The following is a 3,728-nucleotide window of genomic DNA, read 5'->3' as shown; positions in this document are numbered from 1 at the left end:
CGCCCCGGCCGGTAGGCGATGATCTGCGGAGCAGAGGATGCGGCGATTCCCAGCCGCGCCAGGAGCGCTTCGGATGCGTGATCGAACGCGATTGGCGCGAGCGCCGGGAGGTGCGGATCCGCAGGGTGCACCCAGATGCGCACCTCACCGCTCGACCACCCCGTCTCGGCGGGCACCGGCACTGCGGACGTATCCACGAAGTACAGCAGCGGCTCGGCATCCGATGTCTCGAATCCCGTCACGGAGCCGGCGCCGAGCGGTTCACGGGAGTGCAGGGCAAGTGACGCCATCGGCACATCGATCGCGTCACTGAGCATCTCGCGCTCGGGGATCTGGCCGGGTTCACTCACCTGTCGATTGCATCATGATCACAGCGGGAACGGGATGAGATCTCTCTTAGGAAGCGGTCGTCGTGGGCTGCGGATCGAGATACTGGACGTGTGAAGCAGACAACGACCGCGACGCCCCCGCGCCGATTCGGTATATCGGTGCGCACGCGCATCGTCGCCGCCATCACCGCGGTCGCGGCGATCGGGCTGACGGCCGTGGGCGTGTCGGTCTATCTCGTCGAGCGCCAGCGGATCATGGAGCAGGTCGACCAGCGGCTGCACGCGAACCTCGACTCCGCCCGTTTCATCGTCGGCGAGGGTAACCCGGAAGGACCCGACGCCGGCACCTGGGCGTCATCATCGGCAGCGTTGGAAGCTGTCGTGCAACGGATGAGCCCCGACGATAACGCCGGAGCGATGGGCATGGTCGACGGGACGATCACCTTCGTTCCGGGGTTCGATCTGGATCTCGATCTGCAGCACCAGGGCATGTTCGCTCAGCATGTCGAGCGCACCCTTGGCGGAGACAAGGCGATCATCGGAACGTATGCCGAACGCGAGGTCGCGTGGCGATATCTGGCCACGACCATCTCCGTGGAGGGATCAGCTGCCCCCGAAGAGGTCGTCTTCGTGATGGTGTACGACCTCGACGCGGAGCTGAGCGAGTTCGATGACGCCGCGCAGATGTTCATCATCGTGTCCGTGATCGTGCTGATCGTCATCGCCGCCACGGGTACGATCGTCGCCACCCGGCTGCTTCGTCCTCTGCGGCAGATGCGCACGACCGCCGAGCGCATCTCGGCTCAGAATCTCGACGCACGCCTCGACGTGGTCGGCAATGACGATGTCGCTGAGCTCACCGTGACCATGAACGACATGCTCGACCGCATCGATGCCGCTCTGGAGTCACAGCGCCAGTTGCTCAGCGACGTCGGTCACGAGTTGAAGACGCCGATCACGATCGTTCGCGGCTACGTCGAGGTCATGGATCCCGACGACCCGGTCGATGCCCGAGAGACGCGCGAGCTCGCGATGGATGAGCTCGATCGGATGGGACGCCTCGTACAGGATCTCGCCGGGGCCGCCGCGTTGCACGGCCCGAGTCCGGTGCAGTTGCACCCGACCGACATCGGCGACCTCGTGGCTCAGATCGTGCGCAAGGCGGCTGCCATCGAGGGCGGCGAGGTCTCGGCCGGTGCGGTCGCCGAGGGCGCCGCCATGCTTGATCCGGCCCGCATCACGCAGGCCATGCTGCAGCTGGCACAGAACGCCGTGACGCACGGCGGCGGACGCATGGAGATCGGAAGCTCGGCGGTGGGCACGCAGCTGGAGTTCTGGGTGCGCGACTTCGGCTCCGGTGTTCCCGATGACGCCAAGCAGGAGATCTTCGAGCGCTTCTATCGCGGTGCCGATGCGCATAGCCGAAGCGGCAGCGGGCTCGGCTTGAACATCGTGCAGGTCATCGCACGCGCTCACGGCGGCTCGGTTCGGGTGGAGGATGCCCCAGGCGGCGGCTCGCGCTTCGTGCTGAGCATTCCGCGCGGTTCGGTGGCGTCGGCCTCGGCCCCCGTGCCTGCGCCTGCCCCGGCACCCGCAGCCGCACCCAGGCCCGCAGGCGATATGGTGATTCCACCCCGGCCGCCGTTGCCGGACGCCCGCGCCGATGAGGGGAGCTGAAGCCGTGGCATCCATTCTGATCGCCGATGATGAACCGCGCATCTCCGGGTTCATCGACAAGGGTCTGCGCGCGGCCGGTTTCGCCACGCGCGTGGCCGCGACCGGGCCGGAGGCGCTCGAGCTCGCGCAGACCGATGAGTTCGATCTGATGGTGCTGGATGTCAATCTGCCCGGCTTCGACGGATTCCACGTGCTGGAGCAGCTACGTGGTTCGGGATCTCGGATGCCGGTCATCATGCTGACCGCCCGGGTGGAGCTGCACGACACGATCGCCGGGCTCGAAGGCGGTGCCGACGACTACCTGGGAAAGCCCTTCCGCTTCGATGAACTGCTAGCTCGCATCCGCCTGCGGATGCGCCGCGACGAGCCCGGTGCCGCGCCGGAGCTCTCACACGGAAGCCTCTCGCTCGACATCCGTACCCGTCGTGCACGCGTCGGCGAACGTGACGTCGAGCTCAGCGCACGCGAGTTCGCGCTGGCCGAAGAACTGGTACGCAACGCCGGACAGGTGCTCAGCCGAGAGCAGTTGCTGAGCCGCGTGTGGGGATACGACTTCGACCCGGGTTCGAATGTCGTCGACGTCTATGTCGGGTATCTGCGCCAGAAACTGGGCACCACGCAGATCGAAACCGTGCGCGGCGTGGGCTACCGGCTGAGCTGAGAGCTCCGTCGCGCTCATGCCCGCCGCCACCCGGAGTCGGTGCGAACGGCGCCCCCTTCGAGTGACAGCAGCCCGAGCATCGCTCTCACCCGTTCCACGGAGAGGCCCGCGCGAGCGGCCAGATCCGGTGCCTGTCGGGGAGTCCGCGCGCTCAGCGCGTCCCGGAGCCGGGTTTGCTCAGGGTCGGCTGGTAATTCGGCCGCCACGGGCTGTTCGACCACGCCCATCAGCTCCCGCACCTCCGCGGCGTCTGTCACACAGCGTGCATCGTACTCCCGCATGAGGCGGTGGCATCCGGCCGCGGCGGGTGAGGTCACCGGCCCCGGTACCGCACCGAGCGGGCGCCCGAGAGCCGCGGCGTGGCCTGCGGTGTTCAACGACCCGCTGCGCCACCCCGCCTCGACGACGACTGTCGCCACACCGAGAGCGGCGATGAGTCTGTTCCTGGAAAGAAATCGCCACTTCGTCGGTGCCGTGCCGCAGGGCACCTCGCTCACGACCGCACCGATTTCTCGGATGCGCTCGAAAAGCTGCTGATGACCGATCGGATACGGCCGATCCACCCCTCCCGCCAGAAACGCGATCGTGGTGCCGTCGACACCGAGGGCGGCCCGATGTGCCGCCGCGTCGATTCCGTACGCACCCCCCGACACGACAGCGCTTCCGGTTGCCGCGAGGTCACCTGCCAGCTCCCTGGTGACATGGTCGCCGTACGAGCTCGCCGCCCGCGCGCCCACGAGAGCCACCCGGTTCGTGATGGCGAGAGCGCGCGCGTCGCCGCGGACCCACAGCAGCACAGGCGCGTGCGTGTCGAGGTCGTCGAGCGCATCCGGCCAGGCTGCATCACCGGGAAGAAGCAGCTGTGCCGCGACCTCATCACTGCTGTGCAGCGCATCGCGGACCGCTCGCATCTTCGCGCGGGGCTTCCATCTCTTTCGTCCCTCGCGCAGCGCCCGTTGAGATCGCTCGGTCGTCTCATCGAGGGCGACGAGCTCGGCCTTCATCTGGTCGTGCGGCGTCAGCGCGAAGCGCAGTGCCTCGGCGGCTCCGAGCTGCGCGAT

Annotated in this window: 4 protein-coding genes; 2 read left to right on the top strand and 2 right to left on the bottom strand. The window is 67.7% G+C overall.

All coding sequences use genetic code 11. The annotated features are described in order from the left end of the window. Window positions 1-350: hypothetical protein (locus Q1J95_RS15120; RefSeq protein ID WP_300269129.1), on the bottom strand; the 350-nt coding region annotated here is incomplete at its 3' end. A 90-nt stretch (window positions 351-440) separates the two neighbouring features. On the opposite strand from Q1J95_RS15120, the gene Q1J95_RS15115 reads away from it, so the two are divergent. Then, window positions 441-2,006, top strand: coding sequence for a HAMP domain-containing sensor histidine kinase (locus tag Q1J95_RS15115; protein WP_300269127.1), 1,566 nt, complete (start codon window positions 441-443; stop codon window positions 2,004-2,006). Between the two features lie 4 nt (window positions 2,007-2,010). Beyond that, complete coding sequence (locus Q1J95_RS15110) at window positions 2,011-2,667, top strand: response regulator transcription factor (RefSeq protein ID WP_300269124.1); 657 nt, start codon at window positions 2,011-2,013, stop codon at window positions 2,665-2,667. A 14-nt stretch (window positions 2,668-2,681) separates the two neighbouring features. Here Q1J95_RS15110 and dprA read toward each other — a convergent pair. Next, on the bottom strand, window positions 2,682-3,728 hold a 1,047-nt coding region (gene dprA / locus Q1J95_RS15105; RefSeq protein WP_300269121.1), incomplete at its 5' end, for a DNA-processing protein DprA.

This window comes from Microbacterium sp. (assembly GCF_029263575.1).
In the GTDB taxonomy this organism is placed as follows: domain Bacteria; phylum Actinomycetota; class Actinomycetes; order Actinomycetales; family Microbacteriaceae; genus Microbacterium.
This window is presented reverse-complemented; position numbering and strand designations above follow the sequence as displayed.